Here is a 22,138-nt window from a genome sequence, read left to right as displayed (position 1 = left end):
TGTGTTGTCGCGGGTCACCTCGCCGCCATGGCGGCTCCTACAGCATCGATTACTTTGAGAGATGGCGATGAATTCTCATGAACACGACGTCGCGGCCGCGCGTGCGCGGCGTCTGGAACTGCTCACGGCGCCGGGCGGCTGGCTCAGCCTGATCGGGTTCGAATGGTTGCAGGAAGGAGCGAACCGCATCGGTGGCGCGAGCGACAACGACATCGTGCTGCAAACCGGGCCGGCTCACCTCGGCACGATCGTGCTCGCGGCGGACGGTACGAGCACGATCGAATTGGTTCCCGGCAGCGGAGCTGTCGTCGACGGCCAGGCGGTCGAGCGCGCGTCGTTGCGCGACGACGCGAGAGGGAGCACGCCGAGCGAAGTCCGCTTCGGTTCCGCGATCCTCTTCGTCATCGAACGCGACGGCCGCAAGGCGGTGCGCGTGAAAGACGAGCAAGCCGAAACGCGCGTCGGTTTCGAGGGGCTGGCGTACTTTCCGATCGATCCCACGTGGCGCGTGGTCGCGGACTGGGTGCCGTTCGATCCGCCGTACGAACTGGAACTCGGCACCGTCATCGGTACCATCGAGAAGGAGAACGTGCCGGGCAAGGCCGTGTTCACGCGCGACGGGCGGGTGTTCGAGCTGTACCCGATCCAGGAGGTGCCCGAGGCGCTCTTCTTCGTCTTCGGCGACCTTACGTCCGGCAAGGAAACGTATGGCGCGGGGCGTTTCCTCGATACCGGTCTTCCGGTGGACGGCAAGCTTGTCATCGACTTCAACGAAGCGCGCAACCCGCCGTGCGCGTTCACCCCGTACGCCACCTGCCAGCTCGCGCCGCCGGAAAACCGGCTGGACGTGCGGGTGGAGGCGGGCGAACTGAAATACCGCGGCGGGCACTGACTCGAGGCAAGCCTGCCCGCTGCCGCAGGATCGCCGGCGTAGCCGGCTCCCACAAGAAACGGATTTGTGGGGAGTCCCACAAGTCAGGCGAGCCCTCTGTGGGAACCGCTTCAGCGGCGATGGGTGCTTGCGGCAAGCTTGCCCGCTGCCGCGGGATCGCCGGCGCAGCCGGCTCCCCCAGAAGGCGCCCCCACGCATTGGCGAGCGTGCTCTGTGTGGGAGCCGCTTCAGCGGCGATGGGTGCTTGCCTCTGGCTTGCTCCCACACTTCCACCGAGCGTCTCTGCCGTGTTCAGACGCCCTTGAAGCTCGCCTTGCGTCGTTCGAGGAACGCACCCGTGCCTTCGCGCATGTCTTCGGTCGAGAACGCGATGGCGAAGCCTTGCGTCTCGAAGGCCAGACCCTGGTCGATGGCGCATTCGCCGCCCTCGATCACGGCGTCCAGAATGCCCTTCAACGCCAGCGGCGCGGCGGCGGCAAGCTGGTCGGCCATCGCGTCCACGGTGGCCTCGAGTTCGTCGGGGGCCACGACACGCGTGACCAGGCCGAGCCGTTCGGCGCGCGCCGCGTCCACCTGCTGCCCGAGCAGGCACAGTTCGAGCGCGGCGCCGCGGCCGGTGAGGCGGGTGAGGCGCTGCGTGCCGCCGAAGCCGGGGATCAGGCCCAGGCCGATTTCCGGCTGGCCGAAGCGGGCCTTCTCGCTGGCCACACGAAGGTGGCACGCCATCGCCAGTTCCATTCCGCCGCCCAGCGCATAGCCCTGGATCTTCGCGATCACCGGCTTCCCCAGGCGTTCGATGGTGAGCATGAGGTCCTGCCCCGCGCGCGAGGCAGACTGGGCCTGCACGGGCGACCACGCAGTCATCTCGGAGATGTCCGCGCCCGCCACGAAGGCCTTTTCGCCCGCGCCCGCCAGCACCACCACGCGCACGGCGTCGTCCTGGGCCGCCTGCCGGAACGCCAGGGTCAGTTCGCCGATCGTTTCCCGGTTCAGTGCGTTGAGCTTGTCGGGACGGTTGACGGTGATCGTGCGAACGGCGCCGCGATCGGCGGTGGCGAGGGTGCGAAAGGCCATGACGGCTCCTGGTCGGTGGGGCGGACGTGCCGAAAAACGGGATGGTAGCGCAGGGAAGGGAACCTTTACCCCCGTTGCGGCGTCTCAGGAAGCAATGGGCGGGCCGAGCGCCGATGGACTATCCTCCATGCACGCCAACGGTTCCGGATTCACGGAGAACGGGATGTCACCCTTGCGTTTCCTGGTCGTGTTCGTCGCGCTGGCGCTAGTGAACGGTGTCGCGAGTGCGCAGTCGGCGCCCACGCTGCCCGCTTCGGGTGCGCCGGCCATCGACAAGACCAAGCTTTCCTATGCCATCGGCTACCAGATCGGCACGCAGTTCGCGAACAGCGCGCAGCCCGACGTGGACATCGCCGTGCTCGTGAAGGCCTTGCAGGACGGCTACGCGAAGCGCGCCCCCGGAGTGCCCATCGACGTGATGCAGCAGCAGCTCGTGAATTTCGATGCCAAGGTGCAGCGGGACTCCATGGTGACGTTCCGGCGTGTCGCCGCGGCCAACGCGAAACGCAGCGCCGACTTCCTCGCCAGCAACAAGACGCGTCCCGGCGTCATCACGCTTCCCTCGGGCATCCAGTACGCGGTGCTCGCGAAGGGCAATGGCCCGCAGGCGAAGGTCACGAGCACGGTGGTGGTCAACTATCGCGGGGCGCTCATCGACGGCACCGAATTCGACAGCTCCTACGCGCACGGCAAGCCGGTCACGTTCACGGTGAACCGGGTGATCGCCGGCTGGCAGGACGTGATCCCGCGCATGCATGTCGGCGACCGCTGGAAGGTGGTGATCCCCCCCGCGCTGGCCTACGGCGAACGCGGCGAATTGCCGCGCATCGGTCCGAACGAGGCGTTGGTGTTCGAAATCGAGCTGATGGACGTGCGGTAGGAGCGCGCCCTGCGCGCGACATGTTTTGGGGCCGTGCCCCGGAGCTGGCGCGCCAGCTTGTAGACCGGGGGCGAGAAACTGTCGCGCGCAGGGCGCGCTCCTACACCCATCCCGCTACAATGGGAGGCGGTATGAGCATCGCTTCCTCCACGCTACCCCTCAGTCCCTGCACGGGCGTGTGTCGCCTCGATACGCGCGGTTTCTGCATGGGATGCCTGCGCACGGGCGACGAGATCGCCCGCTGGACGAGGATGAGCGACGCCGAAAAGATCCGGCTCATGGACCACGTGCTTCCCCTTCGGGACGCTAGCTGATGGACGACATGCTCGCCCGGCTGCGCGGTGCGCTGCTTCCCCTTGAAGCGCCTCCGGGGCCGCGCGGCTGGAATCACGGCGACATGGCCGAACTGATCGGTACCGGGCCGCGCCGCCCGGCCGCCGTGCTCATCGGCATTCGCGACGACCGCGAGCAGAACCTGCTGCTCACATTGCGCACGGACACCCTGCAACAGCACGCGGGGCAGGTGGCTTTCCCTGGCGGAAGGGTGGAACCCACCGACGCCGATGTCGTGGCCGCGGCACTGCGCGAAAGCCATGAAGAGATCGGGCTCGACGCAGGCATGGTCACGCCGCTCGGCTTCCTGGAGACGTTCGAGACGATCAGCGGTTACTCGGTCACGCCCGTGGTCGCACGCGTCGCGGCCGATGCCATGCTGAAGCCGGATCCGGGCGAGGTCGCGGAAGTGTTCGAGGTGCCCTTCGGTTTCTTCCTCGATCCCGCGAACCTTCGCCGCTACACCATGGATTTCCGGGGACACCGGCGGGAGATGGTCGAGTTCCTCCATGCGGGCTACCGCATCTGGGGCGTCACGGCCGCCATCCTGCTCAACCTGCTCAAGCGGATGGGACACCCATGCTGATCTCGCGCACGCTCATCGATGCGGCCACGGCCGCCCAGCTGCCGGCGAACGACGTGCTGTTCGTCGACGCCCGGTTCGACCTCAACCAGCCGGGCGGCCGCGATCCCGGCAAGGGCGACCAGGACTACGCGCTGTCGCACGTCGTCGGCGCGGTGCGCGCCGACCTCGACCGTGACCTGGCCGACATGGGCTCTCCTTCGAACGGTCGGGGGCGGCATCCGCTGCCTTCGGCGGAGCGATTCTCGGCGTGGCTCTCGGCCGCCGGCTGGCGGCCGGACCTCCAGGTGGTCGTCTACGACGCTGCGGGCGGCTCGTTGGCGGCGGCGCGCTTCTGGTGGCTTGCGCGGCTGGCGGGCATCGATAACGTCGCGGTCCTCGACGGCGGATGGCCGGCGTGGGTGAAGGCGGGGCTACCCGTGGACAACGTGCTGCCGGTGCGCGAGCCCACGGCCGTCCGCGTGAATTTCCATGCCACCGTCGGCGCGGACGAACTGACCGAAGGCCTTGCCAGCGGACGGCTGCTGTTGCTGGACGCGCGCGCCGCGCCGCGGTTTCGCGGCGACGTCGAGCCGCTGGACCCGGTGGCGGGGCACGTCCCCGGTGCGCGCAACCGGCCCTTCGCCGACAATCTCGACGCGGAGGGGTACTTCCGCACGCCCGAGGAACTTCGCCTCGCCTTCGCAGCGATCGTCGGGCCGCATCCGCCGGAAGACGTCGTGCACATGTGCGGCTCGGGCGTCACGGCGTGCCACAACCTCCTGGCCATGGAGTACGCCGGCCTGTGCGGTTCGCGCCTCTACGCGCCGTCGTGGAGTGGGTGGGTGAGCGACTCGTCGCGCGGTGTCGCCACCGGCGACCATTGACCAACCCACGGCATACGCATTCTGTGGGAGCCGCTTTAGCGGCGATGGGTGCTCGCCGTAATCTGGCCCGCTGCCGCGGGATCGCCGCTGAAGCGGCTCCCACAATGGATCGAAACATTTACAGAAGGATCGTGCGCCGCTCGCGCGCGCTGATCTGCGCCGCCTCGATCACGCGAATGACGTCGCGCGCCTCACGCGCTTCGACCGGCAGCGGCGCGTCGTCGCGGATCGATGCGGCGATACCGTCGTAGTAGGCCGTGTAACGGCCCGGCAGCGAATCGATCGTTGCGGCCGTGCCGTCGGCGTCGGTGAAGCGCCCGAACAGGGCCGGGTCGTCCTCTCCCCAGCCTTCGCCGCCCGGACGGCGGCCTTCGCGTAACGCGGCTTCCTGACTGTCGATGCCGTATTTCACGAAGCTGCCCCCGTCGCCGTGCACCAGATAGCGCGGCCCCGGATCGCGCACGAGCACCGAGGCATGTAGCACGGCACGGCGTCGGCCGTAATCGAGCACCACATGGAAATAGTCGTCGGCCCTGGCGGCGGCGCGCTGCCGGGCTACGTCGGCGGTAACGGCGTGAGGCAGGCCGAACAGGACCAGGGCCTGGTCGATGAGGTGAGCCCCCAGGTCGTAGAGCAGCCCGGCACCCGGCGCCTCCGTTTCCCGCCATCCCTGCTTGATCTCCGGCCGGAATCGGTCGAAATGCGCCTCGTAGTAGGCGATCCCGCCCAGCCGGCCGTCGTCGACGAGACGCCGTACCGTCAGGAAGTCGCTGTCCCACCGGCGATTCTGGAATACCGAGAGCTTCCTTCCTGCGGCATCGGCCAGCGCGATCAGCGCCTCGGCTTCGCCGGCATCGAGCGTGAACGGCTTGTCCACCACCACGTGCTTGCCCGCTTCCAGCGCGGCGCGGGCGAGGGCGGCATGGGTCTCGTTGGGCGTGGCGATCACGACGAGTTCGATGTCCGGATCGTCGATGAGGGATTGAGGATTTTCGTAAGCCTTGGCTTCCGGAAAGTCGCGGGCGATCTCTTCCGCGCGACGGCTGGCGATGGCGGTAAGGCGCAATCCGGACGCTGCCGCGATGAGCGGCGCATGGAAGACCGCGCCTGCTGTGCCATAGCCGATGAGGCCGGTGCGAATGGGCTGCATGGTGGCTCCGGGGCAGGGGAATGGGGCAAGCGTAGCGCGGCTCCCCTGAGCGTTTCGTTTAGGATCCTGCGGTTGTTCACTCCAACGGGACCGCCATGACCGCCCTCGACGTCGACACCGCGCGTAACGCGCGCCTGCCGCGGCAGATCCCCTACATCGTGGGCAACGAGGGCTGCGAGCGCTTCAGCTTCTATGGCATGCGGAACATCCTCACGCCGTTTCTTGTCACGTCGCTGCTGATGTACCTGCCCGAAGCGGAGCGGCCGGGCGCGGCGAAGGACGTGTTCCACACCTTCGTCATCGGCGTGTATTTCTTCCCGCTGCTGGGTGGCTGGCTGGCCGACCGGTGGTTCGGCAAATACCGCACCGTGTTGTGGCTGAGCCTCCTGTATTGCGTGGGCCACCTCTGCCTGGCCCTGTTCGAGCACAGCGTGCCCGGGTTCTACACGGGACTGGCGTTGATCGCGCTCGGTGCGGGCGGCATCAAGCCCTGTGTGGCCGCCTTCGTCGGCGACCAGTTCGACGAGAGCAACCGGCGGCTCGCAAAGGTGGTGTTCGATGCCTTCTACTGGATGATCAACGTGGGCTCGTTCCTGGCCTCGCTGACGATGCCGTATTTCCTCCGCCATTACGGGGCGGCCGTGGCGTTCGGCATTCCTGGCGCCTTGATGTTCATCGCGACGGTGGTGTTCTGGAGCGGGCGCAAGCACTACGTGATGTTGCCTCCGACCGGCAGCGATCCGCATGGCTTCGCGCGGGTCGTGCGCACCGCCTTGCTCGCGCATGCGCCGGGAGAAGGGCGGCCGGGCCTTGTCGTGACCGTCGCGGCCTTCGCCATGGCGGCCGGTTCGCTCGCCCTCATGCCCGTGCTGGGCATCGTGGCGGCGCTGTGCCTCGCCTTCGTGCTGGCCCTCGGCGGTATCGGCCTCGGCACGCGGCTGCAACTCGAGCGGGCCCGCGGAAAGCACCCCGACGAGGCGGTGGACGCCGTGGCGGCGGTGCTGCGCGTGCTGCTGGTGTTCGCACTGGTCACGCCGTTCTGGTCGCTGTTCGACCAGAAAGCCTCCACCTGGGTGTTGCAGGCGAATGCCATGAGCATGCCGGACTGGCTGCATCCCGCGCAGATGCAGGCGGTGAACCCCGCCCTGGTGCTGTTGCTGATTCCGTTCAACAACCTCGTGCTGTTTCCGTTCCTGCGCCGGCTGGGTATCGAGCCGACGGCACTGCGCCGCATGACCGCGGGCATCGCGTTCTCCGCGGTCGCCTGGGTGATCGTGGGCTTCATTCAGCTCGCGATCGATGGCGGCGACGCCGTCTCCATCGCGTGGCAGTTGTTGCCGTACATGTTCCTCACCATGGGCGAGGTACTGGTCTCGGCGACCGGGCTGGAGTTCGCCTATAGCCAGGCACCGCCGTCGATGAAGGGCACGCTGATGAGCTTCTGGACGCTCAGTGTCACCGTGGGCAACCTTTGGGTGCTGCTTGCGAACGCGGGCGTGCGCAACGACGCCGTGCTGGCGGGCATCGCGGGCACCGGCATCGGCGCGACCGCGTTCCAGATGTTTTTTTTCGCGGCGTTCGCCGCCGTGGCGGCGCTGGCCTTTGGCCTGTATGCCCGCAGGTATCGCGAAATGGACTACTACCGCCACGCATGACGTTTCCTCCACGGCGCGGCGCGGACGATCCCGCTGTTGCCCTAAGGGAGCGAAGCCATGCCAACACCGAAACACGCATCTCCATCGCCGGTCCCTGCTGCCACCGAGTGGCCGGACAAGGTCGTGCTCGTGACCGGCGGTGCACAGGGCATAGGCAAAGGCATCGCACAGGCGGTGCTGGAGGCGGGCGGCAGCGTGCTCATCGGCGACGTCGACGCCGAGGCCGGCAGGGCCTGTCTGGACGAATGGGACGTGGGCGGCCGTGCGGCTTTCCTCGTGCTCGATGTCGCGAAGGAAGCCAGCGTCAAGCGTTTCATCGCCGGCGCGCTGCATCGCTTTGGCAGGATCGACGGCTTGGTGAACAACGCAGGCATCGCCGATCCCGAATCGGGGCCGCTGGAACGGCTCGAATGGAGCGAGTGGAAACGTCGCATCGACACGAACCTCGGCGGCACCTTCCTCTGCAGCAAGCATGCGCTTCCCGCGTTGAAGAAAAGCAACGGCGCCATCGTGAACATCGCCTCGTCGCGCGCCCATCAGTCGGAGCCGGACACCGAAGCCTATGCCGCAAGCAAGGGCGGCATCGTGGCCTTCACGCACGCACTGGCGATCAGCGCCGGACCGGTGCGGGTGAATGCGATCGACCCGGGCTGGATCGTCGTGGACGAATGGAAGAAACCCTCCGCGCGCCGCAAGGCGAAGCTCTCCGCCGCGGACCACGCACAACATCCGGTCGGCCGCGCGGGCCTGCCGCCGGACATCGGTGCGCTGGCCGTGTTCCTGCTGTCGTCGCAGGCAGGCTTCATCACCGGTGAGAACTTCACGGTGGACGGCGGGATGAGCCGGAAGATGCAGTATGTATGAATGCTCTGTGTGGGAGCCGCTTCAGCGGCGATGGGTGCTCGCGGCGAGCTTGCCCGCTACCGCGGGATCGCCGGCACAGCCGGCTCCCACAAGGTTCACTCACTGCTATGGCGGCTCCCGCAGTTTTAGCTAGGGCGTCGCGGCCGAGACTCGCCATACCGTGTTGCCCACGTCGTCGGCGATGAGCAGCGCGCCGTCCTTGTCGAACACCACGCCTACCGGCGCACCATAGAGTTCCTTCTCGTCCTTGGAATGGAAGCCGCTCACCAGGGTTTCTGGCTTGCCGACGGGCCGTCCGTTCTGGAACGGGACGAAGACCACGGCATAGCCGCTCAGCGGGGATCGATCCCAACTGCCGTGCTCGCTGACGAACGCGCCGTTCTGGTACTGCGCCGGCAACGCGTTCCGCTGGCTCAGGAGGAAGCCGAGGGCGGCCACGTGCGAGCCGAGTGCGTAATCGGGGCTGATCGCCTTCTGCACCATGTCGGGCCGCTGCGGTTTCACGCGCGTGTCCACATGCTGGCCGTAATAGCTGTACGGCCAGCCGTAGAAGGCACCTTCCTTCACCGACGTCATGTAGTCGGGTACCAGATCGTTGCCGATCTCGTCGCGCTCGTTCGCGATGGCCCAAAGTGTGTTCGTCGTCGGATCCCATTGCAGGCCGGTTGGATTGCGGATGCCCGAGGCATAGATGCGGCTGCCGCGGCTGGCGACATCCACTTCCAGCACGTTGGCCCGGCGATACTCCACCTCCATGCCGTTCTCGGTGATGTTGCTGTTCGAACCCACGCCCACGTAGAGCTTGCTGCCGTCGCCGTTCGCCTGCAGGGCCTTCGTCCAATGGTGGTTCACTGTCGACGGAAGGTCGGTGAATTCCGTGCCGGGAGCGTCGACGCGGGTGGCTCCCTCCGTGTAAGGGAAGGTGACGATCGCATCGGTATTGGCGACGTACAGCGTGCTGCCGATCAGCTGCACGCCGAATGGCGAATGCAGGTGCTCGATGTAAGTGTGCTTTTCCCACTGACCGGTGCCCGTCTTGCGCAGCAGCGTGATGCGATCGCCGCCTTTCGCACCCTTTCCCGAGGTGTTCTTGACCATGCCGGCAATCAGTTGCTTCGGCGTCGTCACGGCTTCCTCGCCGGGTCCGTTGGCCTCGACGACGAGCACGTCGCCGTTGGGAAGCGTCAGCAGTTGCCGCGGGTGCTTCAGGTCGCCGGCGATCTTTTCGATCTTCAGCCCCGGCGCGACGGTCGGTGTGGCGCCCTCTTTCCAGCCGGTGAAGCGCGGTACTTCCATGGGTGGAAGAAGGAAGTTACGGGCCTTCGGCAGCGACGGATCGCCGCCCACCTGATCGGCCGCGTTCTGTTCGCTCTTGCCTGCGCAGCCGGCCAGCGTCAGCACGCAGGCGAGGGCTAGTACGGCGGGCTTTAATGCCTTAGTCATGGGCGATCTCCCGAACCGTCGAATAATGCACCGCGATCACCACATGGCCGATGGCGATCAGCAGCACGGTGACGATGGAAAGCCACAGCCCGGCTGGCATGATCCCGTAGGCGTCGCGCGTGTGGACGAAGGCGTTGAGTATCGCGGCGACGATGGCGACCACATTGAGCCAGAAGTCGACATGGTCCGCGGAACTGCCGAATCGGCGCGAGGTGATCCAGACCTGGGTGAGGTTCACCAGGCGAGGCACGATGGCAAGCAGCAGGCCGAGGGTGATCAACCATGCCGCGCCCTTCGCCCAGAGTATGGTGCCCGTTTTCGCATAGACGCCATCGAAGATGAGGGCGGCAACGAAGAACCCGAACGGAATCGGGTTCAGGAGCGCATAGATGGCATTGGCCACGGCGGAGCGGCGCGGTGGGTAGCTCATGACGGGTCCCCTTGGATGGACTGCCCGATAGTAGACCCGCTACACGTCGACGCGATGTATGGACAGGCCCAGGGTGGTCCCTAGTAGCGCAGCGGGATGGAGGTGCGCTTGCCGGGGCCGAAGCGCCTTGCGGCCTCGTCATAATCCCATTGCTCCACCACGCATTCGTCACCCCGCTCGCGCCGGATGACATGGAACGAGTTGCTCATGCCCTCGCGAATGCGCTTGGATACGGCCGTACCCGCCTGCACCGACCAGAGCGGGCGCGCACGATCTTGTCCCTCGACGCCCAGCGGCCGAACGTAGGGCAAGTGGATGTGGCCGCCCAGCACGAGGTCGGCGCCGGCCTCGGCCCACGCGGCGACGGCGCGCTCGTGGTTGATCAGCAGGTTCGCGATGTCCTTCTCGCGTATGACGTGCACCGGCTGGTGCGTGACCACGATGCGAAGCGGGTTGCCGCCAGCGCTACGCAAGCGCGTGCAGACCCGCTCTATCTGCGCATCCGACACCTCGCCGTTCTTGTGCCGGCCGGGGCGCACCGTGTTGACCCCGATGGCCAGCACGTCGTCGTCTTCGAATACCGGCTCCAGATCGCGTCCGAACGCGCGCCGGTAATTTCCGAACGGGTTCAACGTGCGCGCGACGAGGTTGAAAAGCGGCACATCGTGGTTTCCCGGTATCACGAGGGTCGGACGCGCATAAGCGTCGACGAACCGCCGGGCCGCGGCAAACTGCGAGCGGCGGGCGCGCTGTGTGAGGTCCCCGGACAGGATGACCAGGCGCGGCGAGAGCGACACGATCGCCTCGTGCAGGGCCGCCACCACGTCGGGGCGCTCGGTGCCGAAATGCGGGTCGGAGATCTGAACGATCAGGCTCAACCCGGGTCCTCCCCCGGCTGGCGCTCGCCATCGGTCAGCAGGCGCAAGGGCCGCGGGGCGGCGCGGAAGACGATGGGTGGCTTCAGCCAGACAATTTCCCCGTCGACGGCCACCTTGATGGCGTGCCGATGGTGTTTCGGCACGACCGTGATCTCCCGGAAGGGGAAACTTACGGCCTGCTCCGCTTCGCCTAGCTTGCCGAGGGCGCCCCTGAGCATGATGCCGAGCATGGTCAGCTTGCCGATCGGTTTGAGGACGAGCCCCGCGAGCGTGCCGTCGTTGCGCCGCACGTCCGCCGCTTCGGGCAGGCCGATCTTTTCCAGCTGTAGGGCATTGTTGCCCACGAACAAGGTGGGCGTCCGCAGCGTGCGTGTCTGGGTGCCGTCGCTCACCTCGATGCGCAGCGGCCGGTACCCGCGCATCATCGTCGCGAGCCCGGACCACAGGGCCACAATGCGATGCCGGCCGAAGCGCTGTTTCCAGGCTTCGCGGTCTTCGAGCACCTGCGGATAGAGGCCCAGGCTGCCGTTGACCAGGAAGATGCGGTCGTTGACCATGCCGATCTGCACGTCTCGCGGCGTGGCGCGCAGCAATTTCTCGGTGGCTTCCGTTGTATCCGCGGAAATGCCGTGGGTCCGGCCCACGAAGTTGAAGGTGCCCTGGGGAAGCACCCCCATCACGAGGTCTTCGGTCCACGCGGTGCCCGCCACGCAGTTGATGGTGCCGTCGCCGCCTGCCGCCACGATCGCGCCGCCGCTGGACTTCGCATAGTCGGCGGCCTCCCGCACCACCTCCTTGATGTCGCGCTCGCCGTCGATCGGAAAGAATCGGTGGGGCCTGCCTGCGGCATCCAGGATGCGCGCGATCTCTTCACGGGCGGCACCGGCCTCTCCGTGGCCGGAACCGGTGTTCATCACGATGGCAAAGGACGGAGCGTGGGCTGGGGTAGGCATGGACACAAGGAAGCATCCGTGCCGTCACGACCGCATGAAATCACGAGGCCGCCCTTCGGCCCTCGCGCAGGCGCACGTATTCCGCGCTGCCGGCACACAGGGTCACCCAGGCCAGGCCGGTCGCGTAGCCCGCGAGCACGTCGCTGAAGTAGTGCACCTGGAGGAGGATGCGGCTGATGCCTACGAGGGTGATCATCGCGACGGCTGAGACCACGATCGAGCGATGCCAGCGTGGCGGGCACAGCACGAGCAGCACGTAGGCCAGCATGCCGAAGAAGACCATCGATCCGGAGGCGTGACCGCTCGGGAAGCTGTAGCTGTGCTCCACGATGAAGCCATGGTCGTGCAGCGGCCGCTCGCGCCGGAACCATCCCTTCAACGCCGCGTTGATCAGCGCCGTGCCGAGGAGGGTCGTGATCCATGCCCCGGCGAGGCGTCGATGCCGTCGCCACAGGAGCCCGAGGAAAATGGCGGCGGCGGCTACGCCGAGCACGACCGCATCGCCGGCGTGGGTGAGCAGGGCGATCACGCGTAATGCCGCCTCCGGCATGTTCGCGCGCAACTGGCCGGCCAGCGCGGTATCGAACGCCGCCAGGCCGGCGGCGTCGCGAATCTCGACGGCGATTGCAGCGGCGATCGTCAGCATGGCAACGACCACGGCGACGGTGGTGGCCGGCCGCAGGAGGGCGCGCGCCGCGGCATCCTGGCCCTCGCGCCGGCGCACGGCCCGCCGCCAGGCCAGATCGGCGCCACCCAGGGCGATCGCGAGGAGCACGGCCCAGATCGACAGGGCATGGCGGCTGATCCACTCCGCGTCCATTCCGTTTGCTCCTCGTGTCGTGGCAGGATCGGCCATGTTGCCACGCCGCGCCTCCGCGGCCAGAGGGGGTCCCCACCGATGAAGAACCTGACCCGTGCGCTTGCCGCGCTCGCGCTCCTTGCCACCACGGTCGCCGCACAGGCCGACGATGCGCCGCTCGCGCATCGCATCGTCCGCGTTTCCCTTCCCGGTACCGTCGGCGAAGGCACCTCTGGCCGACTCATCGTGTTCGCGGCACCGGCGTCGGGGAGCGAAAAGCCCGAGGCGGTGGACACCAATCCGTTCCAGCCGAAGTCCGTATCCGTGGCGGCGCGTGAGGTCAGCTGGATCGCGCCGGGCCAGTCGGTGGACCTGGACACCGACGGGGAGGCCTTCCCGGCCGGGTTCTCGACCCTGCCGCCGGGCGATTACTACGTCCAGGCCGTGCTCGATGTCGGCCACGATTACAACTACTCCGGCCGGCATGCCGGCGACCTCCTCAGCGAAGTCACGAAGGTGAAGTTCACTCCGGGCGGCACTCTGCCTGTCCTGGCTCTGAGCAAGACCGTGCCGCCGACCGACCCCTGGGCGCTTTCACCGAAGCTGCCGCAGGCCGTGCGCGACGCGCTGCCGGAAGCTCGCCAGCATGCCCATGCCGAAGTCATGGAAAGCCCGCTGCTCACGGCATTCGGCGGGCGGTCTCAGGTCATCCGCGCCTGGGTGCTCACGCCACCGGGATACGACCCGAAGGGCATCGCACGCTATCCCACGGTGTATCTGACGCACGGGTTCACCGGGGGCTTCGACCGTTACGCGGGCACCATCGCCGCGATATGGCTGGCCATGGCGAAGAAAGAGATGCCGCCGATGATCTGGGTGCTGCTCGACGAATCCGGCCCCACCGGTACGCACGAGTTCGCCGATTCCGTGAACAACGGCCCGTGGGGCCAGGCGCTGACCACGGAATACATTCCGTGGCTGGAAGGCCGGTACCGCATGGACGGCAAGGCGAGCGGCCGGTTCCTCAACGGCCATTCGTCCGGCGGCTGGGCCACGCTCTGGTTGCAGACGCGCTATCCGAAGATCTTCGGCGGCACCTGGTCCACCTCGCCCGATCCCAGCGACTTCCGCGACTTCACGGGCATCGACCTGTCCGCGCCGGGCGCCAACGCCTACCGCAAGCCGGACGGCAGCGAAAACCCGCTGGTGCGCGACAAGGGCAAGGTGATTGCCACCTTCGAGACATTCGCGAAACTGGAACGCGTGCTGGGCGCCTACGGCGGGCAGCTCGCCTCGTTCGAATGGGTGTTCTCGCCGCGCGGCAAGGACGGGCGGCCGCAGCCCATGTTCAATCGCGACACCGGCGCCGTGGATCCGCAGGTCGCTGCCTACTGGCGAGCCCATTACGACATCGCCGAGCGCCTGCGGACGCAGTGGCCCACGCTGAAACCCGACCTCGATGGGAAGATTCACGTCATCGTCGGTACGGCGGACACGTTCTATCTCGACGGCCCTGCGAAGCTCCTCAAGGAGACGCTCGACGGCTTGCACGCCCGCAGCGACATACGTTTCCTTCCAGGGAAGACCCACTTCGACCTCTACAAGCCGGGCGACGACGGGCAGGAGTTGCTGACGAAGATCGCGTGGGAGATGTACCGCGTGGCGCGCCCCGGCCAGGAGCGCTAGGGCCTGCTCGTGTTCGACCAACGTCCAGAGGCGCCCGCTGGGCGCCCGATCTAATCTCATAGGCCCGTTCTCCCGGATGCGAGCATGGACTACGACACCGCCTGGCGACGCTCGGTCGACGAACCCGAAGCCTTCTGGGCCGAGCAGGCGCGGCTGATCCATTGGGAGACGCCCCCGCAGCGCATACTCGATGCGGCGAACCCGCCGTTCCGGCGCTGGTTCGTCGGGGGAACGACGAACCTCTGCCATAACGCCGTCGATCGCCATCTCGACGCACGTCCCGACCAGCTGGCCATCGTCGCCGTTTCGACCGAAACGGGCGTCGTTCGCGAGATCACTTATCGCGAACTCCATCGGGAGGTGAACACGTTCGCCGCTACGCTCGTGGAGCTCGGCGTCGGCCGGGGCGACCGCGTCGTCATCTACATGCCGAACGTGGCCGAAGCCGTTTTCGCGATGCTCGCCTGCGCGCGCGTGGGAGCGATCCACTCGGTGGTCTTCGGCGGCTTCGCCGCGCACAACCTGGCGCTGCGCATCGACGACGCGGAACCGGTGCTGCTCATCTGCGCGGATGCCGGCATGCGCGGCGGCAAGGTCATCCCGTACAAGCCGCTGGTGGATGCCGCGTTGCGCGAGGCGAAGGCGGCGCCTCCGCATGTGCTCGTGGTGAGCCGCGGGCTCGACACCGACATGGCGTGGAACGAAGGGCGGGACGTCGACTACGCCACGCTGCGCGCGAAGCACGACGGGGCAGACGTGCCGGTGACCTGGCTGGAGTCGAACGAACCGAGCTACCTGCTTTACACCTCCGGTACCACCGGCAGGCCAAAGGGCGTGCAGCGCGACGTGGGCGGCTACGCGGTGGCGCTCGCCGTTTCCATGACCGCCATCTTCGATCTGCAGCCGGGTCAGACGATCCTTTGCACGTCGGACGTGGGCTGGGCTGTGGGGCATTCGTACAATGTTTACGGCCCGCTGATCGGTGGCTGCACGGCCATCCTCTACGAAGGCCTGCCCACGGGGCCGGATCCGGGCGTGTGGTGGCGCCTGTGCGAGGCCTACGGCGCACGCACCCTGTTCTCGTCGCCCACCGCGGTGCGCATGCTGAAGAAGCAGGACGCATCCTGGTTGCGAAAGTACGACCTGTCGGCCCTGAAGTGGATTTTCCTGGCGGGCGAGCCGCTCGACCGCCCCACATACGACTGGCTCACGGAAGGCACGGGCAAGACCGTGATCGACAACTACTGGCAGACCGAGACGGGCTGGCCGGCGCTGTCGCTGATGCCCGGCCTCGACCTGAAGCCGGTGAAACCGGGATCGCCCGGATTCCCCATCTTCGGCTATCGCATGCGCGTGATCGACGAGGGTACGGGCGAAGAGAAGGCCCCAGGCGAAAAAGGCGTGCTGGTCATCGAACCGCCGCTGCCGCCCGGTTGCCTCACGACCATCTGGCGCGACGACGAACGTTATCGCCGTAGCTACTTCGGGCATTTCAAGGAACTGCTGTACAGCTCGCTGGACTGGGCGGTGCGCGACGAGGAAGGCTATTTCTTCATCCTCGGACGCACCGACGACGTCATCAACGTCGCGGGGCACCGCCTGGGCACGCGCGAGGTGGAAGAATCCGTGGCCACCCTAGGGGCCGTGGCCGAGGTGGCGGTGGTCGGCATCGTCGACGAACTCAAAGGGCAGGTGCCCGCGGTGTTCGCGACACTGAAGCAGGGGGTCAGCGACGATCCGCGCGACGTCGCGCAGGCCATGGAGCGACGTGTGGTGGAACTGCTCGGCGGCCTCGCGCGGCCCGCATGCGTCTACGTGGTCGGCGCCTTGCCCAAGACGCGTTCGGGCAAGCTGCTGCGCCGATCCTTGCAGGCGCTCATGCAGGGCACCGATCCCGGCGATCTCTCCACACTCGACGATCCGAACTCCCTCGAGGAGATCCGCAAGGCCATCGCGCACGGACCGCATTGCGGGCAGCGGCCGTCCGGTTAGAGGCCCCTCCGTACCTTCAGATCGCAACCCCGCCGTGGTAAAGTCGGATGGCTAAACGATGAGCCAGCCGCTCGGCAAGCCCCAGTCGTCTCACCGACTTCTCCTCAAGGGGCTGCACCATGTCTCATCGCCATCGAGCGTTTCCGCGTCTCTCCCTGCTTTTTCTCGGCCTTTCCGTCGCCTTTTCCACAGCGCATGCCCAGGATGCCGCGCACGGGAAAGGCGATGGCGACGCGGATACGACCACACTGGATGCGGTACGGGTCCAGGGGCAGGCCGCACCGACCTATACCGCGGAGTCGTCCGCCGCCGCCACGCGCCTGCCGCTGTCGCTGCAGGACACGCCGCAATCCATCAGCGTCATCACCCGCCAGCGCATCGAGGACCAGCACCTCACCAACGTGCGTTCGGTGCTGGACAACTCCGTCGGCGTCTCCTCCAGCCAGTACGACACCGAGCGCGTCGTGTTCTGGTCGCGCGGCTTCCAGATCGAGAACGTCGCCAACGACGGCGTGCCGGTCGCTCCGGGCCTCAATGCGAGTTCCGCCGATGCCACGCTGGACACGGCGCTCTACGACCGCATCGAAGTGGTGCGCGGCGCATCGGGCCTGCTGAGCGGTGCGGGTAGCCCCGCCGCGCTGATCAACTTCGTGCGCAAGCATGCCGACAGCCGCACGCCACAGGCCGAGGCCACCGTCAGCTACGGCTCGTGGAACACAAAGCGCGCCGAGTTCGATATCGCCTCGCCACTGAACGCATCGGGCAGCATCCGCGGACGCATGGTCGGCGTGCACGAAGACGGGGACTCCTACCTCGACCGCTACAGCAATGCGAAGAACGTGTTCTACGGCGTGGTCGATGCCGACCTGGGCGACCGTACCGTGCTGAGCGTGGGCTACGATTACCAGAAGACCAAGCCGAAGGGTGTCACCTGGGGCACGTACCCGGTGTTCTACGACGACGGCGGTTTCCTCTCGTGGCCGCGCTCGTTCACCAGCGCGGCGAACTGGACCTTCTGGAACCAGAAGACCCAGACCGCCTTCGTCGATCTCAAGCACAGCTTCGACAACGGCTGGCAGTTGCACGCGATAGCCAGTCACCGGCAGACAGACGGCGACGACGCGCTGTTCTACGTCTACGGCTGGCCCAACAGGGAAACGGGCGAGGGCATCACTCCCTACGCCTACCGCAGCCGGCAGCACGGCAGGCAGAACATGCTGGACGTGTATGCGTCCGGCCCGTTCCAGGCGTTCGGCCGCGAGCATGAGCTGGTCGTGGGTGCCAGCGGTTCGCACTACTCGAACGACGCCTATGAATACCCGCACGGCGACCTGCCGGACCCCGGCAACTTCCTCGACTGGACGGGACAGTACCCCTATCCGGATTTCGCTGCGACCGCGAACCGCGCTTCGCTCATCAGCACCAGGCAGAAGGGCCTCTACGCCGCTGCGCGCCTCTCGCTGGCCGATCCGCTGAAGCTCATCGTGGGCGCGCGCCGCACTCGTTGGACGAACGACACGAACGACGCCTCGGCGGGCGTGTATCACCAGAAGCAGGACAAGACCATTCCCTACGCGGGTCTGATCTACGACATCACCCCGGTCTATTCGGCGTTCGCGAGCTACACGCAGATCTTCGATCCGCAGGACAACCGCCGTGTAGACGGTAGCTTCCTCGATCCGATGGTCGGCAGCAGTCGCGAAGTCGGTATCAAGGGTCGCCACTTCGGTGGGGCGTTGAACACGTCGCTCACGTTCTTCGATACCCGCCTGTCCAGCGTCGCCGAGGCCGACGTCGGCAAGCTTCTTCCCGATGGCATCACGCAGGCGTATTACAGCGTCGACGGCACGCGCTCGCGTGGCTACGAATTCGAAGCGTCGGGTGCGTTCTCCGATGCATGGAACGGCACGGTGGGCTGGTCGCACTTCAACGTGAAAGGCCCCGGCCACACCGGCGAATTGCGCCCGGCCCTGCCGCGCACGCTCGTGCGCACGTTCACCACGTATCGGCTGCCTGGCCAGCTCGCCGGCCTGACTCTCGGCGGCGGCGTCAACTGGCAGGGCCCGAGCCACACCTTGGTGGACGGCCCTAACGGACCGCAACGCGTCGATCAGTCGTCGGTATTCCTGGTAACGGCGATGGCACGCTACGCGTTCGACGATCGCGCCTCGCTGCAGATCAATGGCGAGAACCTGCTTAACCGGAAGTACTTCGTGCTCGATAACTACAGCAACCTGTATTACGCACCCGGCGCGACGTATACGGTTTCGTTCAATTACAAGTTTTTCTGAGCTGCAATGACCTTGTGGGAGCCGGCTACGCCGGCGATCCCGCGGCAACAGGCGCTCCCGCGAGCACCCATCGCCGCTGAAGCGGCTCCCACAGGCAACGACAGAAGGCTTATTGACGCCGTTTTTACGGTGCGCTATACCTTGCCGAAGCGCCGCATCGCCATCGCGTGCGGTGTCTACCTCGGGGGTGTCATGCCGCACCGCAGCCACAATCCAGCACATCCGGGTTGCGCCATGGCGGAGCCGTCGTTCCCCTTCGTGCAGGCCGACGGCCAGCGCATACTCTCCCGCGCCAAGCTCAGTGCCCTGCGCTCGCGTGGCAAATCCCTCGCCGGCTATTCGCCGCCGCGCCATACCCGCTGATCCGTTTCTCCTGATCGGCCTCCCTTCCTGATGAGCCCGCGTCGCAAGCGGGCATGACATGACGTTCGCCTGATCGCGTCTCGCGCGCGTACAGGCAGCGTGTGCATGTCGAAGGTCGCTGGTCGACATATCCGCAGCATGGGCGGAGGGCTTCGTGCTGCCTGCAGCGACACTTTCGGGGTGGGGTGACATATGCGTAACAGTCATGATCTGACGAAGAAGACACTTGTGCTGGCCATCTGTATGGCCTGCGGTTTCCTGGGTGCACCGGTGCACGCGCAACAGGCCGCCGGCGAGGATGCGCCGGTGACGGCCGCCGGGGAGAAGACGGAAAAAGGAAAGAACGAGAAGGACAAGGCCGTACAGCTGAAGGCGCTGAGCGTCGTGGCCAACCGCTACGAGGCGACGAACATCCGCATGGATTCGGTCAATACGGTGGACGTGCTCTCGGCGAACGACCTGCAGCACACCGCCGTGCACAACGTGGCCGAAGCGCTCGGCCTGATGTCCGGTGTGAACGTGACCACGACGGGTACCGGTTATTTCGGGGGCGTCGACGGCGCAGCGCGCGGCGAGGGCATGTTCGCTTCCGTGCGCGGGCTGCCTTCGGAGTACAACGTGAACCTGGTGAACGGCAGCAACGTCGCCCAGGGCATGCCTTACAGCCGCAGCGTGCAGCTCAGCCTGTTGCCGCCGTCGGGCTTGCAGACCATTGTGCTCAACAAGACCTCCACGGCCGACATGGACGGCGACGCCATCGGCGGCACCATCGATTTCCGCACGCCGAGCGCGTTCGATTTCAAGAAGGATTTCAGCGGCAGCGTCACCGCGAGCGGCCGCAGCGAAAGCCGAGCACGCGATTACGGCGGCAGCGGCCTGGGTGGCGGACTGGCCGGTGAGTTGCAGAGCAAGTTCGGTGAAGAAAAACAGTTCGGCGTCTACGTCAGTGCGTACTACGACTACCGCAATATCGCCAACAGCGAGGTCGGCGCGGCCGAAAGCGCCAGCAATGACGGATCGTGGGCTTTCCTGCATGCCACCGCCGAAGGCGACAACGCGCCGGGTTACGACCCGCAGCACAACCTCACCAGCATCGGCACCAACGTCGGTATCGCCTCGGGTTTCGAGCGCCGCTACGGCGGCAACATGTCGTTCGACTGGAACATCGATCCCACCTTCCACGCCTACGCCAAGATGTCTTACGCGTATGCGCTTACCGAACAGAACACCACGTACAACCAGTTGCTGCCGCAGGACGTGACTTACGTGCCCACGGCAACGCCGGGCGTGTACACGCCGAACATCGGCCGCATCGCCAATCGCTTCTGGTTCGAAACCAACCCGGAGCGCGCCGATCTCGGCACCATCCAGTTCGGTGCGGACAAGACGGCGGGGGGCTGGACGATCTCGCCGAACGTGTTCTGGAGTATCGGCCGCAACGATCGCCCGGAGCATGTCGAGATCGACGGGCGCGAGGACAAGTACTCGCAGGACAACTTCGCCTATGACAGGAGCTCGCTGCTCTCCTACGGCGGCAATCACTTCCCGTATCCGGTATTGACACCGGCGCTCCTGGGTTCGGTGAACAACATCCAGAACATGTGGGCGAACGATTACGGCGAAGTCACCCGTATTCGTTCCGGCCAGAAACGGGGCGGCGCGAAACTCGACCTGCGCTACGACTTCGAGGACGGCCCGGTGCAGTCGGTGAAGTTCGGCGTGAAGTACAGCGACAGCTCGCGCACCTTCACCAACCGCGACTGGAGCACCGGCGGTATCAACGACGGCACCACCACGCTGGACGACCTGGGCATCTTCAAGGGGTATTACAACCAGATCTTTCCCGGCAAGTATCCGTGGAGGACGCCGGACGTGAGTCGCGCCGCGGTCGCGGCCCTGATCGATGCGCATGTCCAGCCCTCCGATCTGGACACGTGCAGCCAGCTCGACTTCAACAACTTCAACTGCGACACCATGCGCGGTACCGAGGCAGTTTCCGCCGCCTACGCCATGGCGACCATCGAGCAAGGGCCGCTGGAGATCATTCCTGGCGTGCGCTTCGAGCACACCTCCATCCACAACACATTCTGGACGACGCCGCAGGACCCCGACGGCAACGAGTTGCCGGGCTACTTCTCCAACAATCGCACCATCTACAACGAACCGCTCGGCAGCCTGTTCATCAACTACCGCCCCGGTGGCAATGTGGTGTTCCGTGGCTCGATCTGGCAGAGCTATACGCGGCCGGCGTTCGTCCAGCTTGGCGGCGGCGAGCAGATCAGCGTGTCCAATGGCGTGACCACGATCACCCGCGGCAACCCCGATCTGGACCCGATCAAGGCCACCAACGTCGACCTGGGCGCCGAATGGACCACCGCCAGCGGCGGGTTCTTCTCGCTCACCGGCTATTACAAGAAGCTGAGCGATTACATCTACGACAGCGGTGGCGGCCAGGCCAACCCGAACACCTCGGGTGTGGGCACGGTGCTGACAAAGACGCCGACGAACGGTGGCGATGGTCGCGTGTACGGCATCGAAGCCACGGTGCGGCAGAAGTTCGAGAACCTGCCGGGGGCCTGGAACGGCCTCGGCTTCAGTGTCAACGCTACCAAGCAGAACTCGCGCGTGGATCTGGGCCGGGACGGCTTCGAGCACGAGCGTCTCCAGCAGGCCCCGCGCACGATGGCCAACGCGGAAGTGTTCTACGAGAAATACGGTTTCTCGCTGAATCTGAGCTACCACTACACGGGTTCGTACATCTCCACGTACGACTTCCTGAACCAGGGTGCCCCGTGGGACGACCTCTGGCTCCGGCCGATCCGGCGCGTCGACCTGCACGCCGGTTACGCGCTGGCCAACGGCCTGCAATTCGACCTGCAGATCAGCAACCTGACCAGGCAATACCAGTATTGGTCGCACATTGGCCGTTACAGTCTGGCCAATTCGGATATCGTCGATGCGGGCCGCACAGCCCTGGTCACCGTGAAGTACTCGTTCTGAGTGGGA

Annotated in this window: 17 protein-coding genes and 1 pseudogene; 11 read left to right on the top strand and 7 right to left on the bottom strand. The window is 66.4% G+C overall.

Going from position 1 to position 22,138, the window contains the following annotated elements:
* Nucleotides 1-67: 67 nt before the first annotated feature.
* Entirely contained in the window at nt 68-892 is an 825-nt protein-coding gene (locus HBF26_RS10720) for a DUF1684 domain-containing protein (RefSeq protein ID WP_240151298.1), read from the top strand.
* Nucleotides 893-1,183: 291 nt separating this feature from the next.
* Here HBF26_RS10720 and HBF26_RS10715 read toward each other — a convergent pair whose 3' ends face one another.
* Nucleotides 1,184-1,966 carry an enoyl-CoA hydratase/isomerase family protein gene (locus HBF26_RS10715; protein ID WP_167125877.1) on the bottom strand — a complete coding sequence of 261 codons (783 nt, stop codon included), beginning with the start codon at nt 1,964-1,966 and terminating at the stop codon, nt 1,184-1,186.
* Nucleotides 1,967-2,129: 163 nt separating this feature from the next.
* On the opposite strand from HBF26_RS10715, the gene bamJ reads away from it, so the two are divergent.
* The 3 genes and pseudogenes from bamJ (at nt 2,130) to HBF26_RS10695 (ending at nt 4,628) form a co-directional block, all read left to right on the top strand.
* Nucleotides 2,130-2,846 carry a BamJ family beta-barrel-assembly machinery protein gene (gene bamJ, locus HBF26_RS10710; protein ID WP_167125874.1) on the top strand — a complete coding sequence of 239 codons (717 nt, stop codon included), beginning with the start codon at nt 2,130-2,132 and terminating at the stop codon, nt 2,844-2,846.
* A 119-nt stretch (nt 2,847-2,965) separates the two neighbouring features.
* Nucleotides 2,966-3,765: pseudogene (locus tag HBF26_RS10700) on the top strand (CoA pyrophosphatase).
* Entirely contained in the window at nt 3,759-4,628 is an 870-nt protein-coding gene (locus HBF26_RS10695) for a sulfurtransferase (RefSeq protein WP_167125866.1), read from the top strand. The pseudogene HBF26_RS10700 and the gene HBF26_RS10695 overlap by 7 nt, the downstream one beginning before the upstream one ends.
* 118 nt (nt 4,629-4,746) lie before the next feature.
* On the opposite strand, the gene HBF26_RS10690 is transcribed toward HBF26_RS10695, so the two are convergent.
* On the bottom strand, nt 4,747-5,778 hold the full coding sequence (locus tag HBF26_RS10690; protein ID WP_167125863.1) for an oxidoreductase: 1,032 nt from the start codon (nt 5,776-5,778) through the stop codon (nt 4,747-4,749).
* Between the two features lie 95 nt (nt 5,779-5,873).
* Here HBF26_RS10690 and HBF26_RS10685 point away from each other — a divergent pair, with 95 nt between their 5' ends.
* Together HBF26_RS10685 and HBF26_RS10680 are read left to right on the top strand one after the other, a co-directional pair.
* The gene (locus HBF26_RS10685; protein WP_167125860.1) at nt 5,874-7,433 is read left to right on the top strand and encodes a POT-type proton-dependent oligopeptide transporter; all 1,560 of its coding nucleotides are present in this window, start codon (nt 5,874-5,876) and stop codon (nt 7,431-7,433) included.
* A 57-nt stretch (nt 7,434-7,490) separates the two neighbouring features.
* Nucleotides 7,491-8,297, top strand: a complete 807-nt coding sequence (locus HBF26_RS10680; protein WP_167125857.1) for an SDR family oxidoreductase — start codon at nt 7,491-7,493, stop codon at nt 8,295-8,297.
* A 129-nt stretch (nt 8,298-8,426) separates the two neighbouring features.
* On the opposite strand, the gene HBF26_RS10675 is transcribed toward HBF26_RS10680, so the two are convergent.
* The 5 genes from HBF26_RS10675 to HBF26_RS10655 form a co-directional block, all read right to left on the bottom strand.
* Nucleotides 8,427-9,740 carry a PQQ-dependent sugar dehydrogenase gene (locus tag HBF26_RS10675; protein WP_167125854.1) on the bottom strand — a complete coding sequence of 438 codons (1,314 nt, stop codon included), beginning with the start codon at nt 9,738-9,740 and terminating at the stop codon, nt 8,427-8,429.
* Nucleotides 9,733-10,170: a DUF2231 domain-containing protein gene (locus tag HBF26_RS10670; RefSeq protein ID WP_167125852.1), complete on the bottom strand. Its 438-nt coding sequence runs from the start codon at nt 10,168-10,170 to the stop codon at nt 9,733-9,735. Before HBF26_RS10670 ends, HBF26_RS10675 begins: the two co-directional genes overlap by 8 nt.
* An 80-nt stretch (nt 10,171-10,250) precedes the next feature.
* Nucleotides 10,251-11,048, bottom strand: a complete 798-nt coding sequence (locus HBF26_RS10665; RefSeq protein ID WP_167125849.1) for a metallophosphoesterase family protein — start codon at nt 11,046-11,048, stop codon at nt 10,251-10,253.
* Nucleotides 11,045-12,001 carry a diacylglycerol/lipid kinase family protein gene (locus HBF26_RS10660; RefSeq protein WP_167125847.1) on the bottom strand — a complete coding sequence of 319 codons (957 nt, stop codon included), beginning with the start codon at nt 11,999-12,001 and terminating at the stop codon, nt 11,045-11,047. Before HBF26_RS10660 ends, HBF26_RS10665 begins: the two co-directional genes overlap by 4 nt.
* A 40-nt stretch (nt 12,002-12,041) precedes the next feature.
* Complete coding sequence (locus HBF26_RS10655; protein WP_167125844.1) at nt 12,042-12,821, bottom strand: phosphatase PAP2 family protein; 780 nt, start codon at nt 12,819-12,821, stop codon at nt 12,042-12,044.
* A gap of 78 nt (nt 12,822-12,899) precedes the next feature.
* Here HBF26_RS10655 and HBF26_RS10650 point away from each other — a divergent pair, with 78 nt between their 5' ends.
* From HBF26_RS10650 to HBF26_RS10630, 5 genes are all read left to right on the top strand, one after another.
* Complete coding sequence (locus HBF26_RS10650; protein ID WP_167125841.1) at nt 12,900-14,486, top strand: alpha/beta hydrolase; 1,587 nt, start codon at nt 12,900-12,902, stop codon at nt 14,484-14,486.
* A gap of 84 nt (nt 14,487-14,570) precedes the next feature.
* The gene (gene prpE / locus HBF26_RS10645; RefSeq protein ID WP_167125839.1) at nt 14,571-16,478 is read left to right on the top strand and encodes a propionate--CoA ligase; all 1,908 of its coding nucleotides are present in this window, start codon (nt 14,571-14,573) and stop codon (nt 16,476-16,478) included.
* Nucleotides 16,479-16,597: 119 nt separating this feature from the next.
* Nucleotides 16,598-18,769, top strand: a complete 2,172-nt coding sequence (locus HBF26_RS10640; protein WP_167125836.1) for a TonB-dependent siderophore receptor — start codon at nt 16,598-16,600, stop codon at nt 18,767-18,769.
* 141 nt (nt 18,770-18,910) lie between these two features.
* On the top strand, nt 18,911-19,132 hold the full coding sequence (locus HBF26_RS10635; protein ID WP_167125833.1) for a hypothetical protein: 222 nt from the start codon (nt 18,911-18,913) through the stop codon (nt 19,130-19,132).
* Nucleotides 19,133-19,324: 192 nt separating this feature from the next.
* Nucleotides 19,325-22,132 carry a TonB-dependent receptor gene (locus HBF26_RS10630; protein ID WP_167125830.1) on the top strand — a complete coding sequence of 936 codons (2,808 nt, stop codon included), beginning with the start codon at nt 19,325-19,327 and terminating at the stop codon, nt 22,130-22,132.
* The last annotated feature ends 6 nt before the right edge of the window (nt 22,133-22,138 follow it).

The organism is Luteibacter jiangsuensis (assembly GCF_011742555.1).
GTDB classification, from domain to species: Bacteria; Pseudomonadota; Gammaproteobacteria; order Xanthomonadales; family Rhodanobacteraceae; genus Luteibacter; species Luteibacter jiangsuensis.
Note: the sequence above shows the minus strand (reverse complement) of the source record. Positions and strands in the feature narration are given on the sequence as shown.

Bases quoted from the DNA above. Each gene is read 5' to 3' on its own strand.
- HBF26_RS10720 (WP_240151298.1), top strand. From the start codon at position 68: ATGAATTCTCATGAACACGACGTCGCGGCCGCGCGTGCGCGGCGTCTG.
- HBF26_RS10715 (WP_167125877.1), bottom strand. From the start codon at position 1,966: ATGGCCTTTCGCACCCTCGCCACCGCCGATCGCGGCGCCGTTCGCACG.
- bamJ (WP_167125874.1), top strand. From the start codon at position 2,130: ATGTCACCCTTGCGTTTCCTGGTCGTGTTCGTCGCGCTGGCGCTAGTG.
- HBF26_RS10695 (WP_167125866.1), top strand. From the start codon at position 3,759: ATGCTGATCTCGCGCACGCTCATCGATGCGGCCACGGCCGCCCAGCTG.
- HBF26_RS10690 (WP_167125863.1), bottom strand. From the start codon at position 5,778: ATGCAGCCCATTCGCACCGGCCTCATCGGCTATGGCACAGCAGGCGCG.
- HBF26_RS10685 (WP_167125860.1), top strand. From the start codon at position 5,874: ATGACCGCCCTCGACGTCGACACCGCGCGTAACGCGCGCCTGCCGCGG.
- HBF26_RS10680 (WP_167125857.1), top strand. From the start codon at position 7,491: ATGCCAACACCGAAACACGCATCTCCATCGCCGGTCCCTGCTGCCACC.
- HBF26_RS10675 (WP_167125854.1), bottom strand. From the start codon at position 9,740: ATGACTAAGGCATTAAAGCCCGCCGTACTAGCCCTCGCCTGCGTGCTG.
- HBF26_RS10670 (WP_167125852.1), bottom strand. From the start codon at position 10,170: ATGAGCTACCCACCGCGCCGCTCCGCCGTGGCCAATGCCATCTATGCG.
- HBF26_RS10660 (WP_167125847.1), bottom strand. From the start codon at position 12,001: ATGCCTACCCCAGCCCACGCTCCGTCCTTTGCCATCGTGATGAACACC.
- HBF26_RS10655 (WP_167125844.1), bottom strand. From the start codon at position 12,821: ATGGACGCGGAGTGGATCAGCCGCCATGCCCTGTCGATCTGGGCCGTG.
- HBF26_RS10650 (WP_167125841.1), top strand. From the start codon at position 12,900: ATGAAGAACCTGACCCGTGCGCTTGCCGCGCTCGCGCTCCTTGCCACC.
- prpE (WP_167125839.1), top strand. From the start codon at position 14,571: ATGGACTACGACACCGCCTGGCGACGCTCGGTCGACGAACCCGAAGCC.
- HBF26_RS10640 (WP_167125836.1), top strand. From the start codon at position 16,598: ATGTCTCATCGCCATCGAGCGTTTCCGCGTCTCTCCCTGCTTTTTCTC.
- HBF26_RS10630 (WP_167125830.1), top strand. From the start codon at position 19,325: ATGCGTAACAGTCATGATCTGACGAAGAAGACACTTGTGCTGGCCATC.